Genomic DNA, 21,056 nt, shown 5'->3' with positions numbered 1-21,056 from the left:
CTATAACCAGTTCTAATCTATATCGTTGTAAAGTTCAGGCGTATCTATACGTCTTTTTAAAGGCCGGTTTTATATCAGAAATATTCGTATTTGATCTGTGGATCTATCGTGATATGAAAGCCTAAATTCTTCTTTAAAACCAATCTTTCTTGACGGAAAACTTTTTGGGAATTCTGCTTGGGCAGCCTTTATGGAACAGTTCTATTTTAATTTTTATTTCTTCGGTTCTTTACTTGCCTGTTTATTTTCCATCTATGTGACCTACTTTTTCTTAAGCATCAAGGATAGAAGTAAGGCTGCATTCCATTTAGGTCTTTCCACTTTGGCGATGACCATATTTCATCTCGCGTATATTATCGCCTTCATATCTTTCGAAGAATGGACAATATTTCATCGTTGGCTGGCGATACCGTCTCCGATGATGGGTTTTACTCAATGTTTTATATTCTTTTTCTATTTTCCAACCGAAAGAAACGTTAAGCTTGGTTTGACCATTTATTCTATTCTTTATGCCGGGCTTGCTATTGTTACGGCGACTTTTATCGCTATCACATTGCAGTCCGATCATCGTTTTAATATCGGCAGTAACTATTGGGATTTCGAATCGCATAATTTTTATAAAAAATTTTCTATCATTGTTCTGATCTATAACTTCTCTTTTCTTGCATCCGCTACTTGGAGAGCGATCATCGAAAAAGGAAAAGAACGTAGATGGATCATTTATATTGCAGTCGCTTATTCCACGATCACGATCGTTCCGGGAATTTTAAATGTGATGAGCAGGGATGGATCCATTTCTAGGAAAGTGTTCCAACATACTACGGATATAGCCCTTGTAGCCGGATTGTTTTTAGTACTCATCATCTATGCGAATGCAACTAAAGAAAGAACAACGATCCTAAGTAAGATCGTCGCAGTCACAATGGCGACCTTTCTTTTGGCATTTCAGTTAGTAGGTTACGTACTATTGAATGGTTACGATACTTCCTACGATCAGTTAAAGTCCCAAGCATCTGAACTAGCTGCTATCCAGGGTAAAAAACCGGAAGGATTTGCTTATTTGGTTTCTTATGATCCTGACCAGAAAGAATTCAAATTGGAAAGGGGGGAGAAGGACCCTAGGTTTGATCCGGAAGATAAATTAGAGATCAAGTTTTTTGATACATCTAGAAAGTTAGCCGATCTTGGAACTTTAACTGCAAAAGAGAGATGGGAAAGATCTAAGATAATTTTATCCGACTCTCCTAAAGAGTTTTACGCATATTCGGAAGGGATAAAAGAATTTTTGGGATCTAAGGGCATAGACAAAGTCTCAGACGAAGAGATCCTGATCTTTTTCAAATATTTAAATGAAAAGTTAAATATTGTAAAAAATAAATTCTCCAACCTTCCTTCGAAATCGGATCTTACTTCAATCTCCAAATTACTGAATTCAAGTGAACCCGGCTTAAAGGCTGTGCTTGAGCAAGTCCGTAAGAGAGTAGAAAAGGATATTTCTTCCGGAAAATCCGAAAATGAGATACGTTCTTCTTTTATTCTGCCCTTGTCTCCTTTGCGAGCAATCGGAGAAAGAATGTACAGAGGTGCTAAGTTCAATAAGGCGAACGAAAAAACTCCTGAGTTCTACGTGGCGTATCTGGTACTTCATCCGGAAAATGGAAAAATTTACGAAGTAGGTTTTACATACAGATCTTTAAGGGAATACTTACATTCTCCTTCTTTAATATTAGTTATCTGTCTTTTGGCGGTTATTTTTACGATCAGTTTCGGGTTTAGGTTTTTCTTTCAAAATGCGATCGTGAATCCTATGGAAGAAGTCGTAGTTGGATTGACTGAAGTCAATTCCGGAAACTTGGAATATAGATTAGTGCCAAGAGTAGAGGACGAGATCGGATTTATTGCTCGTTCATTTAATAGAATGGCAAGATCCATTCAGGCCGCCAGGAAAAGATTAGAACAATACGCCAACGAATTAGAAGAGAAGGTCAAGGACCGCACTAAAGAATTAGAACAATCCCTGAATGAGGTGCAGGAACTCAAACAACAACAAGACGCGGATTATTTTTTAACTTCCTTATTGATCAAACCTTTGGGATCCAACAAGGCAAACCAGGAGAATGTTAAGGTCGAGTTCCTCTTGAAACAAAAGAAAAAATTCACATTTAGGAAACACGAGGATGAGATCGGTGGTGATCTTAATATTTCAAATCATATTGAGTTACAGGGTAGATCTTATACAGTCTTTTTGAACGGAGATGCGATGGGTAAATCCATGCAAGGGGCGGGAGGAGCCTTGGTTCTCGGATCAGTATTCGAATCGATCATTGAAAGAACAAGGGTTGTGGATATTATAAAAAAGCAGTCCCCAGAGAGATGGTTAAAGAACGCGTTTATTGAATTGCATAAAGTATTCGAAAGTTTTGACGGCTCCATGTTGGTTTCTTCAGTTATAGGTCTTGTGGATGATGAACTTGGAATATTATATTATATTAATGCGGAACACCCTTGGACTGTTTTGTATCGGGACGGGATCGCCAGCTTCATAGAAAACGAGTTTATGTTCCGCAAATTGGGAACTACCGGAGTAGAGGGTACTATTTTTATCAAAACTTTCCAATTGGAACCGGGGGACGTGATCTTTGCGGGATCGGACGGAAGAGATGATATTATTCTCGGAATGGATTCGGATGGGGATCGTATTATCAACGACGACGAAAAACTATTTTTACATTCTGTGGAACAAGGGAAAGGGGATTTGCAGGAAATCTACAAGGTGATCCTGAATAGAGGGCCGCTAAGTGACGATTTATCTTTGATCCGTTTATCTTTCGAAGGAAATGGTAAAAACGAAATACTCCATGGAGAAAAAAGGCAGAGGATCAAGGAATTACTTCGAAATGCAAAGGAGACTTTTTTGAATAAAGACACTCAAGAAGCTTTAAGTTATTTGGAAGAAGCGGAATCTTTGGATAGTAGAGTCCCGGAAGTTAAAAAGAATTTCGTTAAATTGTTCTTAAAACTGAAAGATTATCAGAAGGTCGCTAGATATGCGGAAGATTATTTTAAGATCAATCCGATCGATAATGAGATCTTATATGTAGCTTCCTTTGCTGCAAGGAAGGTCGGGCAGATCAGAAAGGCATTGGATTTTAGCGAAAGGCTCCGTTTAAGAGAACCGGCTCATATAAAAAATTTGGCTAATTTGGCGGAAATTTATATAGCGATCAAAAATTTCGATAGAGCGGCTTCTATCCTAAAAGACGCGGATAAATTAGAGTCGAATAATGAATCTATTTTAAAAGTAAAAGAATTATTGAAAAAATATTCGGAACGTTTTGCAAACAAGAATGGAAAGCCGAAGGAATGAATAACTTCCCTCGGCGTTTGCACTTTATTATTTTTTAATATGATATCCTGTTTTAAACATCCAGGCGACCACTCCTAAGCAGGATGTTAAGAATAATAAGATCATTAAAAGGCTGATCTCCAAGCTTACGTCTCCAATTTCGTAGAAGCTCCATCTAAATCCGCTAACTAAATATAGGATAGGGTTGAATAGGGTCACTTTTTGCCAAAAAGGTGGGAGCATGCTTGCCGAATAAAAACTTCCTCCTAGGAAAACAAGAGGAGTGATCACGAGCATAGGAATTACTTGCAGTTTCTCGAAATTGTCCGCCCAGATCCCGATGATAAATCCGAAAAGGCTGAACGAAACACAGGTTAAGACTAAGAAGAAAACCATTAAGAAAGGATGTGCTATTTTGATCTCCACGAATAAGGATGCAGTTGCAAGCATGACTGTTCCTAAGATCAAGGATTTGGTAGCTGCGGCTCCAACAAATCCGATGACCGCTTCCATACTGGAAACCGGCGCGGATAAAATTTCGTAAATAGTACCTGTAAATTTTGGGAAATAGATCCCGAAAGAAGCATTTGAAATACTTTCAGTTAATAAGGAAAGCATTACGAGTCCGGGAACTATAAAAGAGCCATAAGAAACTCCATTCACTTCTTGGATCCTGGATCCGATCGCTGAACCGAAAACTATAAAATAAAGTGAAGTAGAAAGAACTGGAGACGCGATACTTTGCATTAAAGTCCTTCTAGTTCTCGCCATCTCGAAAAAGTAAATTGCCTTAATTGCGTTCAGGTTCATTTGGACTCCTTCACTAGTTGTACGAAAATTTCCTCTAGACTGCTTTGAGTGGTATTCAAGTCCCGGAATTCTATACCTGATTTTTTTAATTGGTCCAAGAAATCCGCAATTCCGGTCTCCTTCTCATGACCATCGTAGGTATATAAAAGTTGTCTTCCTTCATTCTTTAATTCTAATTCATATTTTTTTAAACTATCAGGAAGAGACTTTTGAGGAGATACAAGATCCAGTAAGATCTGCTTTTTTCCCAGTTTATGCATAAGTTCGGTTTTTTCTTCTACTAGTACTAGTTCTCCCTTATTTATGATCCCGACCCGATCTGCGATCTCTTCCGCTTCTTCTATATAATGAGTCGTTAAAATAATCGTGACTCCTTGGTCCCTAAGAGATCGGACAACGTTCCACATATCTTTTCTTAATTCTACGTCTACTCCTGCACTAGGTTCGTCCAAAAACAGGACTTTAGGCTCGTGAGAGAGTGCTTTAGCGATCAAAACCCTTCTTTTCATCCCTCCGGATAAGGTCATGATCATTTGGTCTTTTTTTTCCCATAAGGAAAGGGATCTCAAAACTTTCTCCACATAATCGGGATTAGGTGATTTTCCGAATAGACCTCTGCTGAAATTTACAGTAGTAAGGACTGATTCGAATGAATGGACAGTTAATTCCTGTGGAACCAATCCGATCATGGACCTGGTTTGCCTGTAATTTTTTACGATGTCGTAACTACCCACCGTGACGGTTCCTTCTGTAGGAGTTACGATCCCGCAGATCAAAGAGATCAGTGTGGTTTTTCCGGCGCCGTTTGGACCCAAAAGTGCGATGATCTCTCCTTCTTGGATCTCTAAATTTATGCTTTTTAAGGCCTGAAAACCGTTGGAGTAAGACTTAGAAATGTTTTTGATCGAAACAATAGAGGATTTGGACTGCATATGATTGATCTTATTTAAATCCGTTCAATAAATTGTAGGATAATCCAAATTATAGAACTTCATTCCCTGAGCACAGTTCAATTTTGTAGGAAGATCCGTTTTGGTGTAAGATAGAAATAGGTCGGTCCCTGTGATCAGGAACCGACTGTAGGAACTCCTACTTATTCGGAAAAATCGATCAGTTCGAGCTTTGTTTTCCTCTTAGGTAAATATAATATGCGAGTCCGACTGCGACTCCAGGAACAACTCCTAGTAAAAGAGCGATCCATCCATTTTTGATACCTTTGGTCTTTGATTCGTATAGGATCCAAGCAGCTAAAACGAACCATGTAAATATAACATCCAAAGAATATCCTGTGGAGAACGGATTTACAAACCCGCCTAAAAAAGCTCCGAAAACATCGAAGTTTTGGGAGAGAGGAGGGATTACTAAATACAGAAAACAAATCGTAAAAGCGGAGCCTAATACGATCAAAAATATATGTAAGGTTTTCAAATTCATAGCTGAGCACTTGTATTTATGTTTTTCAAATCTACAAGCTTTTTTAAAATTTCAGGTCTATATCCACTTAAGTTCTTTCTGAGCGATTGAAAATACTGGTATACCTTATGCATTCTCATGAAATGATCTCATTTTTGGTACATGGATCCTGTTGCGGAATTAAAAAGTAAGTTCGGTATCTCGGAATTCAGATCCTCTCAAGAGAAGATCATTCGAGATGTTTTGGATGGAACTAATTGCCTGGTCATTATGCCGACCGGGATGGGAAAATCCATCTGCTATCAGTTGCCTGCTCTAATCTTGGATGAATTGACTGTAGTTATTTCTCCTTTGATCGCGCTTATGCAGGATCAGGTGGATCGTTTGAAATCCATAGGAGTGGATGCGGAATATATCAATTCTTCCATAAGTAAAGAAGAAAGGATACAACGTTACGAAAATCTAAAGAATGGAAAATATAGGATCTTATACGTTTCTCCGGAAAGATTTCGTAAATCCGCTTTTCTAGAAATTTTTAAAACTAGAAAAGTTTCTCTATTGGTTGTGGACGAAGCGCATTGTATCAGCCAATGGGGACATGATTTTCGCCCGGATTATACTAAAATTTCAGAGTTCAGAAGGATCCTAAGTTATCCTAGAACAATCGCTTTAACTGCTACTGCAACTTCCGAAATACAAGAAGATATTATCCGTCAGATTGGATTATCTAGATCGGAAATCAAAGTTTATAACGAGGGAATTTGTAGGCCGAATCTTTATATGGAGGTTCGAACTTTTACGGATTCTTCTTCAAAGGCGAAGGAGCTGATTTCCTATCTTAAAGAGTCTAAAGGAAATACGATCGTATATTTTAATCTGATCAAAAACTTAGAAAGTTTCTCCGAATTATTAGATCTTGAAAAAATGAATTATAGGATCTACCACGGTCAGCTAAATCCGGATCGTAGAAAGAAGGTCCAAAACGATTTTTTAAACTCTAAAAATATGTTATTACTCGCTACGAATGCTTTCGGGATGGGAGTGGATAAAGCAAATATTAGGACCGTGATCCATGCTGAATTACCTTCTTCGCTTGAGTCTTACTACCAAGAGATCGGTAGAGCAGGCAGGGATGGTGATCGATCTAATTGTTTACTTTTTTATAATGAAGATGATCTGGCGGTATTGATGGATTTTATCGAATGGCAAAATCCGGATCCTAGTTTTATATCTAAAACCTATCAGGTATTAAAAAGAGAAAAAGATAAATTATCCTCTTTAGGTTACGAGGATCTGCAGGCTATGTTGGTCCATAAGAACAGAGGGGACCATCGTTTGCAAACGGTCTTGAATCTTTTTGAAAGACACGGAGTGGTTTCGGGTGAATTGGAGAGAAATTCGTTAAAGTTAAGAGGTGAAGTTCCGGATACGCTGTTAGATCCTAAACTTTCGGCGGAGAGGAAAACGAAAAGCCTGAACCGTCTGTATCAGATGTTATTATATTCTAAGAGTAAAACATGTCGAAGGGAATTTTTATATAAGTATTTTGATGCTAATTTTTCGGAATGCGGGAATTGTGATATTTGTTTAGGGAAGGATCAAAATTGAGGAATGGAAAAGATGAATTTACTTCCATTTTTTTCTTCCGATTCGACTGAGATCTTTCCGTTATAAGCTTTTATGATGCTATAGACCAGTGGTAATCCTAGGCCTGTTCCGGATTCGTTTTTAGTTCCTAAACGTGTGGACTTGATCTCCGTTGCAAATAAGTTCGGGATCATGTCTTTTGGGATCCCGATCCCAGTATCTTCCACGAAAAATTCTGGGCCTCTTTGACCTTCCACCGTTCCGATCTTGATGATATCATTCTCTCTACAGAATTTAATGGAATTAGAAATTAGATTAATAAAAATTTCAGCGAATAAGGTCCGGTCCACATTCAATTTCAGATCATCAGGAATCTCATTCTTGAGTTGTATTTTTTTAGATTCAGCTTGAGGTAAAAGTTTTAATAATACTCCTTCTACCTCGGGATATACATAGATTAGGCTATTATCTAATGGGAAGGATCCGGACTTTAATCGATTTAAATCGAGTAACGTAGCGATCATTTCCAAGGATTGAGAGGATGTATGTTCTGCTCTATCCAACCATTCGAGTATGGAAGCTTCATCCATTTGTTTGTATTCGTTTTTAATAAGTTGCACTATTCCGATGACCGTAGTGATCGGAGATCTTAGATCATGAGTTACTAAGGAAAGGAATGTATCTTTAAGAGAATTCGCTTCTTCGGCGACTTGTTTCGCTTCTGCTAATTCTTTGGTCCTTTCTTTTACCTTTTGTTCTAAAGATTTTTGTAATTCTTCCAATCTCACAAATGCGTTGGAAAATCTTAAGGAAAGCATGACGGTTTGGGAGAATAAGAATGCGAGTAGTCCCCAGCTTGCAATATATTCTGCTTTTATAACTAAGCTTTGGTTTAATATATCATTTAAGGTTGTTATGAATAAAATGAATGAACCAAGAGAGAATAATATAGCGCCCTCGCGTCTTTTGACGATGGTGACTACGATCAATGCGAAGAAGTAGAAAATGGCACTTCCGACGAACCATTGAAAGAATTTAATATAATACATGTATTCGGAAGAAGGTAGAAATAATACTACGATGAAGAATACGGAACTAACTGCAAAAAATCCCTTATTGAAAAATTGATGGAACTTTTCCTCAGGGAAAACGGCCTTGAGAAAGACCGAAAAAAGAGGAAGTGCTAATACGAAAGTCAATATATCTAATTTATGCAGGAATATCCAAAAAGAATCCGGTGTGATCTCATAGATGAAAACGGATCCCGTAAAAAATCCTCTGAGACTAAGATCGATACAAAACAATCCGAACCATAATGCGGATTTATCCACTCTTCTCATCAAAAATAAGATCAGATGATACAATCCCATGAAGAAGGTGGCTCCGAATACGACCCATCCTAATGCTACCTGTCTTTTTTTAGCCTCGAAGATCGGTAGGGTTTGACCGATCCGGATCGATTTACGAAGGCCTCCGGTTACATGATAAAAATTTGATATTTGTAAGGTAATATTTAGTTCTTTGGATTCTTCATTGATCAATACGATCGGATGTTTATAAGAGGGAAACATTTCCTCTTTCGTTTTTCCTACTTTACCGTTCTCGATCAGGAGTTTTCCATTCAGATAAAGTTTGAATGCGGTAGAAATATCACCCACTAAGAATGCTAAATTTTTGACCGGTTTATCTAAAAGTATTTTGAGTTTATAGGTTCCGGCACCCTGGCCACCATGTGTTTTGCCATTATTTGAGAACTTGTTCCAAGCTCCCGGAACAGGAATGAAACCTTCTTTTGTGAAATTTTCAGGCTCGGCTAATCCGTCGGTAAATTCCCAATCTCCGTCTAAAGAGACGATTGGAAAAACATCACCGTTCCAATTTCTTAGATCCAAAACCCCTTCCTTAGCGATCGGGGAATAAGTTTCAATGTCTTGTTTGCATCCGCCAAATATTACAAGACAGAATAGGAAATAAGGAATGAAAGACCTCATTTGGATTTCAGGTATGAGTTTATACTCCTCCCAAACTATGTATAGAAAATTTTTTAATCTAAAATAGGACAATTCATAAGGCAATTACAGACCGTATGATAATATAACTTGCGGGGGCATGTAGCGAAATGATGAAAAAAAGATTTCAAATATGAATTTTAAAGGAACGGATCAATATTTTTAGGCAACAGTAGAATTCGATCTAAATTAAGAAAATTGCATATTCTTCGCTCTTAGAATAATACGGAAAATCCCAAGAAAAATCCTCTTAGGATCTCATAGTTCCCGGATCTCGAACCGTTTGTGATAGTGAATGCACCCGGAGCTTGAGTTTGACAAGTTAAATCCAATTGATCATAATGTAAATAACTGAAATAAGAGTAGATCTGATTATAGCCTGCATGGAATTTCATATTAGAATGGAATTGGTATTGGAAGGAAATTTCTGATTCGGTCCCTCTATAGATCCCTCTCGTTCCAGCGCTTCCATTTGTGATCAAAAGTGTATCCGGAGTAAGAAGAGGGGTTTTAAGAAAGCGAGTGCCTTCCGTATAAAATAGATCCAAACTTAGATTTAAAGAAAAATTTTCCGTAAAAAGGTAAGAGGATTGCAGAGAGATCTGAGGACCGTACGTATAAAAATATTCACTAAAGGCTCCGTCTTTAACGTAATTTCCGTAAGTATACTTGTTTATATTTCGAATTCCACCGCCTAAAAAGAGGCTCCAATTCTCGGTTGGGTTTATAATTTTATAGATATTTGCTTCGAATTCAGATCTTGCGAGTGGAGAATAATAATGCCTCTCTGCGGAAAGAATACCGGAGTTACTTTTTAGAACATTAGAATTCGGATTTACTAATTCCACTTCATAATAAGATATCTCGGCTCTAAAATTTTTCTCATAATTCTCATAGCTGAAAACTGCAGGGACTAAAACTTTCTGGTTTTGTTGCAGATGATTTGCCACTACAGATTCATTGGGATCTGTTCTCTCCGAAAATGAAGTAAAATTATATGGTGTAATACTATATGTCTGTCTTTTGAGAAGTAGTTCGAACTTTTGTTTCTTTTTTCCGGCAGGAATATTCCCGTTTTCTTCTTCTGAAGCTTCTAAACCAAAAACAGATAAAAGCATAAAGAGTAGAATATGGCATTTTCTGAATATTTTCATACGAACTCCCTTAAGAAGGATCTTAAACGGAATATATGGTAAGTAGGATTAAATTTTTTAAAATCTATTTTTAGGATTTTTTTCTCTATATTCCGTAGGCGACATTCCGGTAAAAGATTTAAATGCAGGATGGAAAGAGGATTTAGAATTGAACCCCACGGAAAGAGCCACAGTTAAAACTGAAAGATTTGGATTTGAGATCAATAATTCGCATGCTTCTTTGATCCTGTATTCGTTTATGAACTGATTGAAATTCTTTTCGTAGGTTGTATTCACAAACTCGGAGATCTGTTCCGGAGTTATTTTTTCCCCTTCTTCGTTCAGAGAAGATGCGAAAACGGAAATGCTCAATTCTTCCGTTCTATATATTTTTTCTTCTTCTAAAAGTTTTTCTATTCTTTGTTTTAGCCGAGCAATATCCAGGGATTGTAATCTACTTTTCTTTTGTTTTCCATTCGGATCCGGGCTGAAGAGGATAGGGAATCTTTGAGAGAAAAAATATAAAAAGCAGATCGTGAGAGTGATAAATAATGCTCCTAAGCCGTGAAGATCACTTTTTAGCATTCCTAAGGATTGTGCGATTAAACTGATCCCAGTTCCAAGTGCCGCAATTGCAGTAAGAAGTAGGAAACTTCTACGAAAAGAGATCCAATCCTTATCCTGCCTATTATTCTTTAATCCTTCTATAAATAGAATGATCGAGATCAGGATTGTAATGATCCTAGGGCCATATGAAAAAAATGCAAGTGGGATGGAAGAAGGAGTTCCTACATTCGGATCGGACCAGGTTGCGACCGCAAGATCTTTCCAATCATAAACTTCCTCTCTGCAAATCCAAAGAAAGAATATTTATAGAATAGATACGAATATGAAAAGGAATATAGAAAGATATGGCTCTTTTCGTATTCGGATTTCAGGCTCTAAAAGTTTTTTTCCGTATAGGTAGAATAAAGGAAGAAATGCGTAAGCCGCCGGAAGATTTAAAAGAGAATAGGGCGCTAGTATTTCCTTTTTCAATTCGAGCAGACTAAAAGCGGTCTGTCCCTGCCAAATACCGAGTAGGAACAACATAAACGCTAGAATAAATTGAGAAGATGATTTTTGGGGCTTAAATAGGATCCCTAAGAATAAGATCCAAGAAAAAAAGGCTCCTAGAAGGACTGCAAATCCCAGGGCGGAATTCATAGAAAAGAAAGATCCTCGAACGTTCTTCTCAGATCAATTCGGAAAAATTGTGATCTTACACTGGTCCGAGATCCTGATTTTGGACGACCAATCCCTTCTAATATTGTATATTCTTTTGAGAAGTTTATTTAAGGATCCATTAGGAGAAGATATGAACGTATTTATTACGGGTGCCTCAGGTTTTGTAGGAGGAGCTGTTGCCCGGCATTTGAAAAACAAATATAAGATTAAGGTATTATCCCGTTCCCAAAAAACGGATGAATTATTATCTAAAGAAGGTTTTGAGATCGTAAGGGGAGATCTTGGGTCCATTCGCCCGGAAGATCTCAAAGGGACTGATATAGTCATACATTGTGCAGCTTTTGTGGGGCCTTGGGGAACCAAGGAAGATTTTTGGAAAGGGAATGTAGACGGGACAAGCAGGCTTCTGGAAATTTCAAAAAAAGCGGGAGTAAAAAGATTCATCCATATGGGGACGGAGGCAGCGTTGTTTCATGGACAAGACATGATCCAAATAGACGAAACATATCCTTATCCTAAAAAAACACCTTATCTTTATAGTATCACAAAGGGAGAAGCGGAAAGAAGAGTGGTTTCTGCAAATAGTTCCGGATTCGAAACGATCGTGCTAAGACCAAGGCTCGTTTGGGGACCGGGAGATACTTCCGTTCTTCCTGTTTTAAAACAAATGGTCTCTGAAGGAAAATTTATGTGGCTGGATCATGGGACCGCAAAAACTTCCGTTACTTGTATCCCGAATTTAGTTGCCGCAACCGAACTTTCCATTACGAAGGGAAAACCCGGCGAAGTATATTTTATCACCGATGATGAAGATAAGACGATACATGAATTTTTAACTTCAATGATGGGAACTCAAGGGATCGTTCTACCTAAAAATTCTATCCCTTCTTCCATTGCAGGATTTGCAGCGAGGATTGTGGAGGGTATCTGGAGAATATTCGGAATTCGTAAAGAACCTCCTTTGATGAGATTTCCGATCGATATTATGGGAAAAGAATGTACGATCCGTATAGATAAGGCAAAAAAGGAATTAGGTTATAGGCCGGTCGTGACCGTGGCTCAAGGCCTGGAGCTAATGAGAAGCGCCCACTAAATTCGATTCTTTCTAAACTAGATTAACGCTTAGCTCTTTGTTTTCTATTCTGATACTTTCGAGAATGGTGTCCAAAAGGCCCGGAAATTTTTTTTCCAAGATCTCTTTGCGCAGAATAGAAAACCTTTGGGTCCCCTCGTATCTGGTAAAGATTAGGCCAGCTTCTCTTAGTTTACTCATATGGTAGGAAAGATTCGTTTTAGGCGCATAGACCAGAAATGTCGAACAATTGGATTCTCCTCTTTCGGAAAGGTCCCAGAGGATCTTTCTACGGATCGGATCGCTAACCGCTTCGAAAATCGAATTCAATTCTATCTGCTCAATACCTGGATGGGTTGGGTTCTTCGACATTGGATTTTTTCCAAAACTCCTAATAAAGTTCAATAATATTTGAACAAAAGATTGACAAGCACTTTCTAAGTTTTATAGTTCAAATATTATTGAACTAATGGGAATAAACGTCGTTCTACCTTAAAAAACCGAAATAAAGGCAGGGCGACGAAAAGGAGACTCCTTATGATAGAGCTTAGGTCGATCCATAAAACTCACAAAAGTTTTCCTCTTCTATTGTTTTCTTTCTTTTTGCTTTCTCCTCTTTATGGGGACGAGATCAAACTGAAGTCCGGGAAAACACTTCAGAATCTAAAACTGGAAAAAGAAGCGGAAGATTATTATATATTTAGTTTGGAAGATTCGATTCCGGTCCGGATCCCGAAATCGGAAATTGCAAGTATCCAAAAAGGCGAGACCAAAACCCAGGAATTAAAAATTGAAAAGCCTGGGACTGCGATCCCTCCTAAAAGGAATTTCGATCTGACTTGGACCCAGTCCTTGACGAATGATGTTTTCATTAACGGAAATAGTTTATATGGGAACGCGTTTGATAGAAGAGGCGGATTACATTACTCGGATATGCCCAAGGCACTTATTTTAGATACTATGGTAAACATTCCAACTCCGATCGAGGGATTGAGCCTAACGATCCGAGATTATTCTCCTTTGACTGCCAGAACAAATCGGGATGTGGACGGTGTGTATCAGGCGCATACATACGGACCCGGAGTCGATCTAGAGAAGGCGATGCAAGATCCGAATACATATCAATTGAGAAAGGAAGCCAACGGATTGAGAGAAGGTCTTGCTACACTGCTCAATTATAGATGGACCACGAATCGATTGGGAGACTGGAATGCAGGTTGGATCTATTATGCAAATAACCAACCTAGTTTTGCTTTAGGCTTATTCACTTTCGGATGGGCGTTACCTATTTTTAAATATGTTCATCCTACATATCAATACAACGTGAGGGTGACTTCTGAAAGAATGGGTGGATCGAGTATCGGAGGTGAGAAGGACTTAGAATCAGGTTATCCTACAAATGCGTTCAACGGAACTACCTTCCATAGATTTTCCTTATTCCATGAATATGAGATCACTGAAAATTTTAAGATCCAACCTGGAGTGGATTTCGGATATCAGTATTATAATGATAATATAGATAGAAGATCCGGATTTAAGAATATAGATTATAAGATAACTGTTAAGTATCTAGGACTTTCTTTCTCTTTAACGGATGTTTATAGACCGAACACTTATATGGTGGATAATAACTATTATTATCCAAATACTGTAGGAGGTCAAACCGTGGGAACAGTTCCTGGAGCTACTTGGGTTACTCCTCTAACCGGAAATACGAACGATGGTTTAACAGTAGATCCTTCTAAAGGTTATGGTTTTGTGAACGATTTTATCTTAAGTTCTATCCAGAACTCAGGGTTGGATCCAAACGTAAAACAGGCATTAGTGAACAAACATCTGGAACAAAAAATACCTCTTCATAGTATCGTTTGGTCTTTCGGATATTCGATCAAGATCTGATCGGAAAAACCGGAGAAGATATATTAAAAAAAATGAATTTACTTCTCCGGTTATTTCAAATTTAGGATGCTCTTCCGAGTTCGGTTGCTTCCTTTACTTCTACCAATTTTCCGGTTCTTACATCGTAATAATAACCGTACACCGGGATATCCTTAGGGATCAAAGGATGGTTTCTGATCCTTTTTACATCGTCTACCACGCTCTTTTCCAAATTTTCGAAAGTTAAGAACGGGATATATTTCGCTTCGTCGGAACCTCCGGATTCTTCCAAGTTTCTCCAACCATTTGCATCAACAGTTGCTGTTTTCAAACTTTTCGCTAATAGGTTTCGGATGATCTGGTCAGTGAATAATTCCATCCCACAATCGGAGTGGTGGATCACGAAAAATTCTTTTGTGCCTAAAAGTTTGTGGGAGATAATCAAAGAGCGGATCGCGTCGTCGCTTGCTCTTCCTCCGGCATTACGAATTACGTGCGCATCTCCTTCGGAAAGCCCGGCGTATTTTGCCGGATCCAAACGAGCGTCCATACATGTGAGGATCGTGAAACTTCTGGCAGGAGGAAGAGCTAATTCTCCCTTCTTCCCGAACTCTGAAACATATTTATTGTTTGCTTCGATTACTTCTTGGTGGATCTTACTGGTTTCTTTTTGCAGAACTGCTGAATTTGACATAGCGTAATTTTATCCGTAATAACGGATAAATCTTCAGTTATTTTAGACAGGGTTTAAGAAAAAGCGGAAATCGGGCCAATTCTCTCTAGAGGTTTCTAGTATTTTAGCCAGTGCATATTGCGTTATTCGGCCTTGGAAGGAGGGAGTTCCTGCCAATCGAATGATTTATTTCCAAAATTTGTCCGTATAGATCGCAGGCAAGATATACGTTTCAGGACGGAAGCTCCGAATCTATGATCAAAAAAATATTTTGCCTAAGTACCTTATCTATACTCTTACTGAATTGTTCCAGCCTTCAGAAAATTTTCACGAACGATCGGAACGATTTTCTATTTTCTTCCCGTTATAAAGAAACCCAAGTTTTTCTCATCCAAGCAGACAAAGACTCTCAAGTGAAAGGAGAAGAGGGAACCATCATCCATTTTCCTTCCAGCTCCTTGCTTGGAGAAGATGGAAAACCGTTGGTAGGAGAGGTTCGGGTAGAACTTTCGGAATATTATTCCAACGCAGATATTCTGCTTTCCGGTTTAAGCACTACAAGCGGCGAGAAAGCGATCGAAACCAAGGGAATGATTCGCTTAGAGGCGTATTCGTCTGAAGGCAAAAAAGTAAGGATCAATAAGAGAAATCCTTTAAGTATAGAATTCAAAAATTCTCCGGAACCAGGTTACGAGATTTTTTATGGTAAGAAGAAAGAAGACGGAAGCCTAGATTGGACGAACGATAGTCTGGGTTGGAATTCCGACATTTCTTTTGCTCCGGCTAAAACAAAAGCTCAGGCAACAAGCCCTTATCCTTATTCTGAAACTGACGGATCCATTCGAATAAACGAAAGAGAAGGTTTTACTCTCTATAATTTCGGCTGGATCAATTGTGATCGCTTCTTAGGCTTCTCCCCAATCATTCCACTTTATCTCAATGTTCTGGAAGAAGAGGTCGTGAAAAAGAATTTTGAAGATAGACCGATCTTTTTGTTAATTTTCAAAGACATCAGTTCTATTATGCCTGTTTATACGGATCCAAACAAAAGAGTTCTATATTTTCCGAATCTACCTCCCGGAAAAAAAGCAACTGTGATCGGTTGGAGAAAGTCTGGAGAAACTAAATGGCTTTATTGGAAAAAAGATCTAATAATTGGAGAAGAAGACAATCTAACTCCTGAATGGACTTCTCATTCTACGAAACAATTGGCTAAACTTTTGAAAGAGATAAAACCGGACGAGCCTCTGGCAAAGAAATAGGGATCTTACGTAATAGGTCATTTAATTGAAAATCTTTAGCCTTTTCATTTTTATATCATTAATTTCCTGTATTTCTATACAGAAATTAAATTCCCAAAGAGATCAAGAGTCAATTTTGACTTTAATGTATAAGAAAACTCAAGTCTACTATACCGATCCTGCGAAAAATTCCGAAATTAAAGGTGATGAAGGTACTCGAATTTATATACAAAAAAATTCAATTTTAACAAAGGACGGAAAGCAAGTTTCTGGAATTGTTAGATTCGAGCTTTCTGAATATTATTCATTTTCTGATATTATCTTGTCTCGACTTTCGACGGAGAGTGAGAGGAAACCAATACAAACAAAAGGGATGATTCGGCTACATGCATATTTGGAGTCGGGAGATTCTTTAGAAATTAATCCAGATTATCCTATTGAAGTTCGTTTTGCAACGCGGCCAGAAAAAGGATATGAACTTTTTTATGGAGGAACAAGAGGAGATGGGAATATAGATTGGAAAGCTGGCAACAAAGATAGAACATTTGATGCTCAAATAAACAATTACAAAGATGATAGTTTGGGGTTCTATACATTAGTAACCTGTGCAAAGCCTAAGGAACGAAAGGGAGCGCCTTTTGCTATTTCATCTAAAAAACAATTATGTTCTGTCGAGAAAAGAATCAGTTTGCCAATTTACGAATTTGGTTGGATTAATTGTGATCGATTCTTGAATTTTAATGATCTAAGAACCATTGTAATTACGGAAAATGAAAGAAGTCTGGATTTGATTGAAAGCCCATACTATATTTTACTATTCCCTGAAATTAAATCTATTCTTCCTGCAGTTTTCGATCCAAAACAAAAGAAGTATATATTTCAGAATATACCCAACGGTGAAAAAGCAATTCTCCTAGGTTTCATACGAATGGAAAACAGGAAATGGAATTACGGAGAGAAAAAATTTATTGTTGGAGCTGAAGGCATTGAGATATCAAAATGGATTCAATATGATGCTCTTGAATTGGAGAGAAGGATTCAGAGTCTAACATTCTGATATTCACGGTTTACATTATCACAACATACAATCTGCAGGAATTCTTGCGGATTGTATTTCATCAAAAGATTAATCTGAAACTCGTTTATCACTTCTCTTGCGGATCTTATCTCCGATCCATTGGAAACTTTGCACTAATGCAATGAGCACGAAAACTGTCGCAAACATGATATCGTCTTCGTATCTATAGTATCCGAATCGGATTGCAAGATCCCCGATCCCGCCTCCTCCTACAATTCCCGCCATTGCAGAATATCCGAGTAAGCTGATCGTAGTTACAGTGATCGCTGAATAAATTCCGGGTAAGGCTTCCGGGATCAGTACTTCTTGGATGATCAATGAAAGTTTTGCTCCGGTAGAAACTGCAGCTTCCAATACTCCTTCCGGAATTTCCCTGAGAGATGTTTCGACTAGTCTTGCTAAGAAAGGTATGGCTGCGACGGATAATGGAACGGAAGCCGCTAATGGGCCGATCGTAGTTCCTACTAATGCTTGTGTGAGAGGGATAAGCGCTACGAGTAAGATCACAAAAGGAATGGAACGAATTAGATTTGCAATAATTCCTAGAACCGCATGAAAGAATTTGTTCGGAATAAATAATTTTTTATCGGTTAGGTAGATTAGAAATCCTAAAGGGATCCCGAATATCAATGCGGAAGATAAAGATATTCCGAGCATTAAGAATGTTTGTCCGAATGCATTCAGTAATTCAGGAAAAAGCTCGATCCATTTAGCAAAATTCATTTGAAAATTTCCTCTACGAAAGCTCCATATCTAACGAATGCAGATCGGATCGTTTCTGCTTGGTCGTCTAGATCCGTTTCTAAATAAAATACTCCGATCGGTTTTCCACCTATGTATTCTATTTTACTATGTATGATGTTCGGGACTATGTTCGTGGCTCGGATGACTTTCCCTAAAATAGGTTCTGTTGCGATCTCGTTTTTCAAGACTATCCTGAGTATTCTACCGTTCGTTCTGGCTAAGGTTTCTTCCGGGATGGAATAATTGAAAACGTTCCCCGTTAATTTTCTGGTGATCTCTTGGGAGGGATCTGCAAACAAGGAATAAACGGATCCACTTTCGATCAATTTACCCTTTTCTAATACTGCAACCGAATCGCAGATTTCTCTTACTACATTCATCTCATGGGTTACAATAAGTATTGTGATCGAAAATTTTTCGTGAATGTCTTTTAGTAAAGATAGAATAGAGCGTGTTGTTTCAGGATCCAATGCAGAAGTAGGTTCGTCGCAGAGTAATAGTGTCGGATGATTTGCAATGGCTCTTGCAATCCCCACCCTTTGTTTTTGCCCTCCACTCAATTGGCTTGGATAAGAATTGATCTTATCTTCCAATCCGATGAGTGAAAGTAATTCCGTGACTCTATGTTTTATATCTGCGGAGTTCCATCCGGAAGCTTTGAGAGGTAATGCGATATTATCGAATACCTTTCTGTTCAGTACTAGATGGGATTGTTGGAATACCATCCCAACTCTGGATCTATGCTCTCTGAGTTCTTTTCCGTTTAAGGAAGAAATATCTTCCGATTCGAAGAATACTTTCCCTGAGTCTGGAGTTTCGAGTAGATTTGCAAATCTAAGTAATGTACTTTTTCCAGCGCCTGTCGTGCCGATAATCCCGAAAATATCTCCTTTACGTATTTGTAAGGATATATCTTGGATAGAAGGATGTAAAGATTTCGGGAACGTCTTAAAAACGTTCCGAAATTCTAATATAGTTTGGTCTTTTTGGTTTACTTCCGTTTCCCGAACCATTCCGGCTTTTGGAATCCTTTAAAATCAGTATCGACTACGGTTTCGAAATTGGAAGAATGGACCGCTTCAACGATATCTTTCGCGAATACGCTGTCCTTTTCCTCTTCTCTCACTACGATGATATTCTTATGTTCTTCCGCCAATTTTTCCAGAATGACCGCTTTTGTCAGATCTAAACCGGATGCGATCGCGAAATTTCCATTGATCGCGGAGAAATCGGTGCTCTCTAATGATCTAGGCAACTGAGCAGCTTCCAAAGGAAGGAATTGGATCTGCTTTTTATTCTCTACTATATCGCTTATAGAAGCTTTTGTAGGAAGAGCTTCCGGATTTACTTTAATAAAACCTAATTCTTGGAATAGTTTTAATGCTCTTAATAGATTAGTGGGATCGTTCGGAAGAGCAATGGATGCTTTTTCTTTGATCGCTTTAGGATCTTTTGTCTTTCCAGCAAATACCGACATCGGAGCTGTGGGAACATTAACGATCGCGCTCAGTTTAAGATTCTTATCTGCAGTGAATTTTTTTAAGTAGGGAACATGTTGGAACAAATTCGCGTCTATATCACCAGATGCGAGTGCCAGATTCGGTTGGATATAATCGCTAAACTGAACGATCTCTATCTTATACCCTTTCTTTTCTAACTCAGGAAATACTCCCTTCTTTAAAAGGTCACCGTAAGGCCCGGGACAGATCCCTATCTTCAGGTTCTTCCTATCACCTGGAAGATTCGGAGCTTCTTTCTTTCCGCAATTGATTAGAAGGGAAAGAAGGGTCATAGCTACGATAATTGCTTTTCGATTCACTTTATTTACCTCTTGCATCATATTTTGACGGGTATTAAAATTTGTAAATCGATATGTCTCGGATGACAGAAAAAATACGTTATATTGAATAATATATTCAAAATAACGTCATGAGATTGAATGGGAATATAGAAGTGGCAGGAACTCCTTTCAAGGAAGAGAATCAGCGTATTCTTTCAATTTATGGAAGAAACGATTTGCTTCCGGATAGGTGAGGTGAAGCCCGTCGCTGTCCTCGTACACAGTCGTTTGATCTCTAAACCAGAGATATTCGGAGGGGGGAAATTTTTTCAAAATGGAATCTCTTGTTCTAGTTTCCTTTGCTGAGATTAGAATTTCAGGATGCATAGGCATTTCGAAAAAAACCGGCCGGATCCCTTTGGAACGTAATTCGCCGAGAACACCTGCAATATACTCCGTTCTCTCATTTAATTTTTTCTGCTCAACGGCGGCGCCATACCAACGTTTCACTTCTTGGATATGATCCTCTTTTAACTTTTTGGAAATTTTTACAGCTTCTTCGTCGGTTCCATTTTTTGTTTGGGTCTCTTTTGGGAAGAAACGATCCGTGAATTGGATCACAAAACCTACTGCATAATTCAAAGGTTGTTTTTCAGAACGTAAGATCGGAAAATTCCTGCGAGTAAATACGAAAAACGGATCCGTGTTCTCTTTGGAAAACTTCTCATTCTCTTTTACAGAGAGTTGATTCACTTCTATAAATACGAATTTAGGAACAGAATCGGAACGGTTTAATATGGATAGCCCGGTCAATCCTCCTTCTCCCACTAAAGAAAGATTGAACCATCCTGAATCTTGTTCAGGCAACATTCTATCCGACATGGAAGATCCTACGATCACGTATTTCGCGTCTTTTCCTTCTGTCAGAAAACTTTCTACTCGTACCCGATTATGCTGCCACCAACTTTGTTTCGGGATCTTTACCGGAGATACAAAATGGATCAAGATCGCATAGAGTCCTGAAAATATCAAAAATAGAAGAGTGAGCCTTAGAAAAAATTTCAT

19 protein-coding genes are annotated in these 21,056 nt (G+C 38.3%); 6 read left to right on the top strand and 13 right to left on the bottom strand.

All coding sequences use genetic code 11. The annotated features are described in order from the left end of the window. Window positions 1-190: 190 nt before the first annotated feature. Window positions 191-3,367, top strand: coding sequence for a SpoIIE family protein phosphatase (locus EHQ64_RS03040; protein WP_135648024.1), 3,177 nt, complete (start codon window positions 191-193; stop codon window positions 3,365-3,367). 27 nt (window positions 3,368-3,394) lie between these two features. Here EHQ64_RS03040 and EHQ64_RS03035 read toward each other — a convergent pair whose 3' ends face one another. From EHQ64_RS03035 to EHQ64_RS03025, 3 genes are all read right to left on the bottom strand, one after another. Next, window positions 3,395-4,156: an ABC transporter permease gene (locus tag EHQ64_RS03035; protein WP_135648023.1), complete on the bottom strand. Its 762-nt coding sequence runs from the start codon at window positions 4,154-4,156 to the stop codon at window positions 3,395-3,397. Then, the gene (locus EHQ64_RS03030) at window positions 4,153-5,088 is read right to left on the bottom strand and encodes an ABC transporter ATP-binding protein (protein WP_135648022.1); all 936 of its coding nucleotides are present in this window, start codon (window positions 5,086-5,088) and stop codon (window positions 4,153-4,155) included. The genes EHQ64_RS03035 and EHQ64_RS03030 overlap by 4 nt, the downstream gene beginning before the upstream one ends. Before the next feature lie 178 nt (window positions 5,089-5,266). Next, the gene (locus tag EHQ64_RS03025) at window positions 5,267-5,590 is read right to left on the bottom strand and encodes a DUF2834 domain-containing protein (RefSeq protein WP_135648021.1); all 324 of its coding nucleotides are present in this window, start codon (window positions 5,588-5,590) and stop codon (window positions 5,267-5,269) included. Window positions 5,591-5,731: 141 nt separating this feature from the next. Between EHQ64_RS03025 and EHQ64_RS03020 the strand changes: the two genes are divergently transcribed. Beyond that, entirely contained in the window at window positions 5,732-7,177 is a 1,446-nt protein-coding gene (locus tag EHQ64_RS03020) for a RecQ family ATP-dependent DNA helicase (RefSeq protein ID WP_135648020.1), read from the top strand. On the opposite strand, the gene EHQ64_RS03015 is transcribed toward EHQ64_RS03020, so the two are convergent. The 4 genes from EHQ64_RS03015 to EHQ64_RS20350 form a co-directional block, all read right to left on the bottom strand. Further along, window positions 7,168-9,147: a sensor histidine kinase gene (locus tag EHQ64_RS03015; RefSeq protein WP_135648019.1), complete on the bottom strand. Its 1,980-nt coding sequence runs from the start codon at window positions 9,145-9,147 to the stop codon at window positions 7,168-7,170. The two genes, EHQ64_RS03020 and EHQ64_RS03015, sit on opposite strands and share 10 nt — an antisense overlap. 233 nt (window positions 9,148-9,380) lie before the next feature. Beyond that, the gene (locus EHQ64_RS03010; RefSeq protein WP_135648018.1) at window positions 9,381-10,319 is read right to left on the bottom strand and encodes an LA_2444/LA_4059 family outer membrane protein; all 939 of its coding nucleotides are present in this window, start codon (window positions 10,317-10,319) and stop codon (window positions 9,381-9,383) included. A 57-nt stretch (window positions 10,320-10,376) separates the two neighbouring features. Continuing rightward, complete coding sequence (locus EHQ64_RS20355; RefSeq protein ID WP_246048556.1) at window positions 10,377-10,883, bottom strand: helix-turn-helix domain-containing protein; 507 nt, start codon at window positions 10,881-10,883, stop codon at window positions 10,377-10,379. A gap of 285 nt (window positions 10,884-11,168) precedes the next feature. Next, window positions 11,169-11,504 (bottom strand): hypothetical protein, encoded by a 336-nt coding sequence (locus tag EHQ64_RS20350; RefSeq protein ID WP_246048553.1) that lies wholly within the window; start codon window positions 11,502-11,504, stop codon window positions 11,169-11,171. 151 nt (window positions 11,505-11,655) lie between these two features. On the opposite strand from EHQ64_RS20350, the gene EHQ64_RS03000 reads away from it, so the two are divergent. Beyond that, a complete protein-coding gene (locus tag EHQ64_RS03000; RefSeq protein ID WP_135648047.1) occupies window positions 11,656-12,618 on the top strand; it encodes an NAD-dependent epimerase/dehydratase family protein in 963 nt (320 codons plus the stop codon). A 12-nt stretch (window positions 12,619-12,630) separates the two neighbouring features. Here the strand turns inward: EHQ64_RS03000 and EHQ64_RS02995 are convergent, their stop codons facing one another. Then, window positions 12,631-12,969 carry an ArsR/SmtB family transcription factor gene (locus tag EHQ64_RS02995; protein ID WP_135648017.1) on the bottom strand — a complete coding sequence of 113 codons (339 nt, stop codon included), beginning with the start codon at window positions 12,967-12,969 and terminating at the stop codon, window positions 12,631-12,633. Window positions 12,970-13,134: 165 nt separating this feature from the next. Here EHQ64_RS02995 and EHQ64_RS02990 point away from each other — a divergent pair, with 165 nt between their 5' ends. Continuing rightward, entirely contained in the window at window positions 13,135-14,496 is a 1,362-nt protein-coding gene (locus EHQ64_RS02990) for a hypothetical protein (RefSeq protein WP_135648016.1), read from the top strand. Between the two features lie 61 nt (window positions 14,497-14,557). Here EHQ64_RS02990 and EHQ64_RS02985 read toward each other — a convergent pair whose 3' ends face one another. Next, window positions 14,558-15,169, bottom strand: coding sequence for a beta-class carbonic anhydrase (locus tag EHQ64_RS02985; protein WP_135648015.1), 612 nt, complete (start codon window positions 15,167-15,169; stop codon window positions 14,558-14,560). 233 nt (window positions 15,170-15,402) lie between these two features. Here EHQ64_RS02985 and EHQ64_RS02980 point away from each other — a divergent pair, with 233 nt between their 5' ends. Further along, the gene (locus EHQ64_RS02980) at window positions 15,403-16,410 is read left to right on the top strand and encodes a hypothetical protein (protein ID WP_135648014.1); all 1,008 of its coding nucleotides are present in this window, start codon (window positions 15,403-15,405) and stop codon (window positions 16,408-16,410) included. Between the two features lie 124 nt (window positions 16,411-16,534). Then, window positions 16,535-17,446 (top strand): hypothetical protein, encoded by a 912-nt coding sequence (locus tag EHQ64_RS02975; protein WP_135648013.1) that lies wholly within the window; start codon window positions 16,535-16,537, stop codon window positions 17,444-17,446. A 69-nt stretch (window positions 17,447-17,515) separates the two neighbouring features. On the opposite strand, the gene EHQ64_RS02970 is transcribed toward EHQ64_RS02975, so the two are convergent. From EHQ64_RS02970 to EHQ64_RS02955, 4 genes are all read right to left on the bottom strand, one after another. Beyond that, window positions 17,516-18,190, bottom strand: a complete 675-nt coding sequence (locus tag EHQ64_RS02970; protein ID WP_135648012.1) for a methionine ABC transporter permease — start codon at window positions 18,188-18,190, stop codon at window positions 17,516-17,518. Further along, on the bottom strand, window positions 18,187-19,224 hold the full coding sequence (locus EHQ64_RS02965; RefSeq protein ID WP_135648011.1) for a methionine ABC transporter ATP-binding protein: 1,038 nt from the start codon (window positions 19,222-19,224) through the stop codon (window positions 18,187-18,189). The genes EHQ64_RS02970 and EHQ64_RS02965 overlap by 4 nt, the downstream gene beginning before the upstream one ends. Continuing rightward, window positions 19,203-20,030 (bottom strand): MetQ/NlpA family ABC transporter substrate-binding protein, encoded by an 828-nt coding sequence (locus tag EHQ64_RS02960; RefSeq protein ID WP_246048551.1) that lies wholly within the window; start codon window positions 20,028-20,030, stop codon window positions 19,203-19,205. Before EHQ64_RS02960 ends, EHQ64_RS02965 begins: the two co-directional genes overlap by 22 nt. A 150-nt stretch (window positions 20,031-20,180) precedes the next feature. Then, window positions 20,181-21,056 (bottom strand): hypothetical protein, encoded by an 876-nt coding sequence (locus tag EHQ64_RS02955; protein ID WP_135648010.1) that lies wholly within the window; start codon window positions 21,054-21,056, stop codon window positions 20,181-20,183.

The organism is Leptospira sarikeiensis, assembly GCF_004769615.1.
GTDB lineage: Bacteria > Spirochaetota > Leptospiria > Leptospirales > Leptospiraceae > Leptospira_B > Leptospira_B sarikeiensis.
Note: the sequence above shows the minus strand (reverse complement) of the source record. Positions and strands in the feature narration are given on the sequence as shown.

Bases quoted from the DNA above. Each gene is read 5' to 3' on its own strand.
- EHQ64_RS02955 (WP_135648010.1), bottom strand. From the start codon at position 21,056: ATGAAATTTTTTCTAAGGCTCACTCTTCTATTTTTGATATTTTCAGGA.
- EHQ64_RS02965 (WP_135648011.1), bottom strand. From the start codon at position 19,224: ATGGTTCGGGAAACGGAAGTAAACCAAAAAGACCAAACTATATTAGAA.
- EHQ64_RS03000 (WP_135648047.1), top strand. From the start codon at position 11,656: ATGAACGTATTTATTACGGGTGCCTCAGGTTTTGTAGGAGGAGCTGTT.
- EHQ64_RS02975 (WP_135648013.1), top strand. From the start codon at position 16,535: ATGTATAAGAAAACTCAAGTCTACTATACCGATCCTGCGAAAAATTCC.
- EHQ64_RS02985 (WP_135648015.1), bottom strand. From the start codon at position 15,169: ATGTCAAATTCAGCAGTTCTGCAAAAAGAAACCAGTAAGATCCACCAA.
- EHQ64_RS03040 (WP_135648024.1), top strand. From the start codon at position 191: ATGGAACAGTTCTATTTTAATTTTTATTTCTTCGGTTCTTTACTTGCC.
- EHQ64_RS03015 (WP_135648019.1), bottom strand. From the start codon at position 9,147: ATGAGGTCTTTCATTCCTTATTTCCTATTCTGTCTTGTAATATTTGGC.
- EHQ64_RS20355 (WP_246048556.1), bottom strand. From the start codon at position 10,883: ATGCTAAAAAGTGATCTTCACGGCTTAGGAGCATTATTTATCACTCTC.
- EHQ64_RS02970 (WP_135648012.1), bottom strand. From the start codon at position 18,190: ATGAATTTTGCTAAATGGATCGAGCTTTTTCCTGAATTACTGAATGCA.
- EHQ64_RS03035 (WP_135648023.1), bottom strand. From the start codon at position 4,156: ATGAACCTGAACGCAATTAAGGCAATTTACTTTTTCGAGATGGCGAGA.
- EHQ64_RS03030 (WP_135648022.1), bottom strand. From the start codon at position 5,088: ATGCAGTCCAAATCCTCTATTGTTTCGATCAAAAACATTTCTAAGTCT.
- EHQ64_RS02990 (WP_135648016.1), top strand. From the start codon at position 13,135: ATGATAGAGCTTAGGTCGATCCATAAAACTCACAAAAGTTTTCCTCTT.
- EHQ64_RS03010 (WP_135648018.1), bottom strand. From the start codon at position 10,319: ATGAAAATATTCAGAAAATGCCATATTCTACTCTTTATGCTTTTATCT.
- EHQ64_RS03020 (WP_135648020.1), top strand. From the start codon at position 5,732: ATGGATCCTGTTGCGGAATTAAAAAGTAAGTTCGGTATCTCGGAATTC.
- EHQ64_RS02980 (WP_135648014.1), top strand. From the start codon at position 15,403: ATGATCAAAAAAATATTTTGCCTAAGTACCTTATCTATACTCTTACTG.
- EHQ64_RS03025 (WP_135648021.1), bottom strand. From the start codon at position 5,590: ATGAATTTGAAAACCTTACATATATTTTTGATCGTATTAGGCTCCGCT.
- EHQ64_RS02995 (WP_135648017.1), bottom strand. From the start codon at position 12,969: ATGTCGAAGAACCCAACCCATCCAGGTATTGAGCAGATAGAATTGAAT.
- EHQ64_RS20350 (WP_246048553.1), bottom strand. From the start codon at position 11,504: ATGAATTCCGCCCTGGGATTTGCAGTCCTTCTAGGAGCCTTTTTTTCT.